A 3,683-nucleotide genomic window follows, 5' to 3' on the forward strand; every position below is an offset into this window, starting at 1 on the left:
GGGGGCTGGGGGGTGAGGGTGTTTTGACCTTGAAGGGATCGCTCAGGGGTGAGGGCTTTAAAACCTTTGCCCGATGAACCAGAAATCAAAGAAATCATCTCTCCCCTATTCGTAGGTTTCTTGGTTTCCAAGATCACTCCTACAGGACTTTTGCCATCTTTACCGTTATGGATGACCATGTCATTTCTACCCTTGGTGTTGATAGAAAAATCAGGTTCGTAGTAAGTCCGTTTGAGAAAGTCAGAGACGAGGTTTTTATGAAACTCCTCTGATTCATATTCATTGATTTGGTCTAACAACCTGATCAAATTTCCTTTAAATACCTCAATTTGGGTTCTTACAGGTTTTACTTTTAAAAATGCTTTGTTTAAGGCTTGCCTTGGTTTAAGGATTTTATGGTTCATTTTCCTGAATTAGAGGTGAAAAATTTCATCAAACAATTTGCTTGTTTTTGGTTGGATTTGCAATAAATGTGCTTTAGTACTTTAGTTTTTTGTTCAAAATTGACTTGAATTGACCGAAAATCTTTAAAAATGTTTATTTCCATGTGAAATTATTTTGCTAATATTATTGACATAAAAATGATAATTATATCAACAATGGATGTCTTTGAGATTATAGCAGAACTGGAACAGAGAGAGAGGCAGATAGAAGAAAAGCTCCACAAGATCACTAGTGTCAATTTACACCCATTTCCAATGGACAGGATACAGAAAGGAAAGCTTTTGCTTAAGTTGATTTATGAATTTAAAAAGCATGTGGAAGCCGATGAGTTCATTTTAGCCGGCACAAAGGAGACCTGTGTAGGGTGTTTTTTGGTGTTTGAATTTTTAAAATTTTCCTACTCACTTTTTAAGGTTTCCGCAGGATTGACCAGGGATACTTTTATTGTCTGAAATAATGTGGCACTGATGAAAATCACTGTTACTGCTAAGGCAGGAAGTATATAAAACCACCATCCCAAGGTAATTTTGGTGAGGAAATTTTCCAGCCATCCTGAAAACAGTATATAGGAGAGCGGTATGCCCACGACAAAACAAACTCCCAACCAAGTCAGGTATTCTTTTGAAATCAGATAGAAAACTTCTTTGTAGGAAGCCCCAAGAATCTTGCGGATACTGACTTCCTTATTACGCTGTATGATCAATTGGGTAGTCACTCCTATGATACCCATGACTGCGATAATAATAGCAACCAATGCGGCTAAGCTGAATAATTGGACAAACTGCTGTTCACTTTTATATTGTTTGTCAAAATGCTCATCCAGAAAATAATACTCAAAAGGAGAAGTTGGAAAATTGGCTTGAAAACTTGCTTCAAGCTTTGGTAATGTCTGTGCCATCAACCCTTTTTCTACATCGAGCTATATTGACTCCCTGTTGGCGATAATTGTCAACCACTCCCACGATTTCAACTTCCTGAGGTTCTCCAAACCCACCATACATCAATTTATGGCCAATGGCATCGGTATTCGACTGGAAGCCTAGAAATTCACGGGCTTTTTCATTGACAATGGCTTCAGAACCGTCTTCCGAAGCGGTATTAAAATACCTCCCGGCTTTCAGACCTATTTCAAATACATCAAAGTATTGATCGCCTACATTCAGCATGGTGTACATGATTCCGTTTTTGGATCCTCCTTCCCTGTAAAACTGATCTGAGCGCCAATACACTTCATTGCCCGGAATTTCATTGGTCACAGCCACGTTTTTAACCCCCGGAACCTGTCCGAAATGCTGTTGGATCTGCTCTTGATAATTTCCACTGCCATCAACAAATAGCATTGGCGAACGGACCACGATTTTATCGACCAAAGCAATCCCTAATTCCTGCTGACGCATATGGTTCAATTGGTAATAGACGGTCATGATTCCTGAAAGGATAATCAGACAAAAGACTAACTGGGAAATAAGCAGGGGCCTTGCAAATGCTGTTTTCAACTTGAATTTGAGGGTGCCTTTTAAGGCCTGTGCAGGAGAAAAGGAGGTGAGAACCAATGCTGGATAAACACCTGAAACAAGTGTTCCGAATATCCATAAAAATAATAGGAGAGGATAATTAGCCCCCAAAGAAAAGGTGGACTCTGGCAAGTTTAAGTTTAAAAGTGAAACCAGTTGACTTCCAATAAGGGTTATAATCAAAGCAGCCACTAAAACGGCTATCAAATTTATGGTCAAAGATTCCATCATAAACTGGAAAAACAACTGTTTTTTGCTGCCACCTGATACCTTTCGTACACCTATTTCCTTTGACCTATTCATTGCTTTTGCATTGGCAATATTGATACTGTTCATGTAGACCATCAACAACACAAATGCAGCAATCCAGATAAAATACTGAAGCTTTTTACCATCAACGCCTTTCTCGTACTCTCCCATAGTGGCTGTACCGGTATGGATTTCCGTAACAGGCTGAAGATTGACCTGCCAGTCGGTTTGGGTATTTTTCAATTTCTCCCCCTGGTGTTTTTGCAAAGAGGCATTCAGTTGCGCATCAAGTTCAGAAATATCCTGGCGCCCTTCCAATTTTAAAAAGGTATACAGATTTAACCATTCAAAGGATTGATCTATTTCCTTTCCTACGAAATGGTACAAAGAAGCGTAGGAAATCAATATTTGGGGCTTGAGGTGTCTGTTTTCCTGTGGGGATTCATAAAGTCCGACAATTTCAAATTCCACAGTCCCATCGAAGTTTGTACTATTGATCTCCAACATTTTTCCAACGGGATCTGTATTTCCAAAAATTTTACCTGAGATCTCATCTGAAATCATGGCTTTCAAAGGTTCCTGAATAAGGTCAGCATCTCCCTGCAAAATTTTCAGATCAAAAAAATCTATATATGCGGCATCTGACAAAAAGATATTCTCCTCCCTTACAAACTCTTCTTCATGCCCGGCAATAACTTCACCCAGAATCACTACCCTGCTAAACTCTGATACAGCCGGTATCTCTTCTTTAAATACACTTCCCATTGCAGGTGAAGTTCTACTGCTATTTTCTACCAAATTGCCTTCTGAAAACGAAGTTAGATAGACTCGATAGAGATGCTCTGAAAGTATTAAATCACCATCATAACTTTTTTCAAATTTCACATAAAGTAAAATCAGCAAAACTGCACTTATTCCAATGGCTAATCCTCCGATATTGATGATGGAATATGCTTTGTTTTTTAAAAGTTGCCGAAACAGAATTTTGAAGTAGTTTTTGACCATGGTGTGAAAACTTATAGAAAATATTTCAGGTTACGAATAGATTCAGTCAATTGATGAATAGCGTTGGTTATTCAATTTGGAACTAATTATTTCTATTTTCATGCCAGTTCAGACACTTGAATATACACCCTGGAATTACTTTCCAAGTTTAATTTGAGATTGAGGCGGACAAAAATGTTCGTAAATGGACAAATTTAGAATTTTTACCAAGCCACTCTAAATGATCATAGGAAAAAAAAATATAATCAATACATTCATTCTTTATCAAATTCATCTGCAATTTCACCGACTATTTCTTCCACAATATCTTCTAAGGTCACCAAACCTTTGAATTCTCCATTTTCATTTTCTACAATTGCCAAATGATACCTTTTTGTATTTAGGTCTTTAAGCACTTGGATTATGCTTTGCGTACTTTTTACGAATAGAATCGGTCTGATGAATTTTTGTAAGTTACCCAATGATATGTTA

At 37.8% G+C, this 3,683-nt stretch carries 4 protein-coding genes and 1 pseudogene; 1 reads left to right on the plus strand and 4 read right to left on the minus strand.

Annotation, left to right across the window (positions count from 1 at the left end; all coding sequences use genetic code 11):
* Nucleotides 1–404: pseudogene (locus tag ACEW8O_RS20695) on the minus strand (type II restriction endonuclease); the annotation flags it as partial.
* Nucleotides 405–581: 177 nt separating this feature from the next.
* Here ACEW8O_RS20695 and ACEW8O_RS20700 point away from each other — a divergent pair.
* On the plus strand, nucleotides 582–896 hold the full coding sequence (locus tag ACEW8O_RS20700; RefSeq protein ID WP_373496532.1) for a hypothetical protein: 315 nt from the start codon (nucleotides 582–584) through the stop codon (nucleotides 894–896).
* Here the strand turns inward: ACEW8O_RS20700 and ACEW8O_RS20705 are convergent.
* The 3 genes from ACEW8O_RS20705 to ACEW8O_RS20715 all read right to left on the minus strand — a co-directional run.
* Nucleotides 842–1,342, minus strand: coding sequence for an ABC transporter permease (locus ACEW8O_RS20705; RefSeq protein ID WP_373496533.1), 501 nt, complete (start codon nucleotides 1,340–1,342; stop codon nucleotides 842–844). The two genes, ACEW8O_RS20700 and ACEW8O_RS20705, sit on opposite strands and share 55 nt — an antisense overlap.
* Nucleotides 1,317–3,212: an ABC transporter permease gene (locus tag ACEW8O_RS20710; RefSeq protein WP_373496534.1), complete on the minus strand. Its 1,896-nt coding sequence runs from the start codon at nucleotides 3,210–3,212 to the stop codon at nucleotides 1,317–1,319. Before ACEW8O_RS20710 ends, ACEW8O_RS20705 begins: the two co-directional genes overlap by 26 nt.
* A 254-nt stretch (nucleotides 3,213–3,466) precedes the next feature.
* A partial coding sequence (locus ACEW8O_RS20715; protein WP_373496535.1) for a CBS domain-containing protein occupies nucleotides 3,467–3,683 on the minus strand: 217 nt, incomplete at its 5' end.

It is taken from the genome of Aquiflexum sp., assembly GCF_041749095.1.
GTDB lineage: Bacteria > Bacteroidota > Bacteroidia > Cytophagales > Cyclobacteriaceae > Aquiflexum.

What these genes read in the sequence shown, in the direction of transcription:
- ACEW8O_RS20710 (WP_373496534.1), bottom strand. Translation starts at nt 3,212, where the DNA reads ATGGTCAAAAACTACTTCAAAATTCTGTTTCGGCAACTTTTAAAAAAC.
- ACEW8O_RS20700 (WP_373496532.1), top strand. Translation starts at nt 582, where the DNA reads ATGATAATTATATCAACAATGGATGTCTTTGAGATTATAGCAGAACTG.
- ACEW8O_RS20705 (WP_373496533.1), bottom strand. Translation starts at nt 1,342, where the DNA reads ATGGCACAGACATTACCAAAGCTTGAAGCAAGTTTTCAAGCCAATTTT.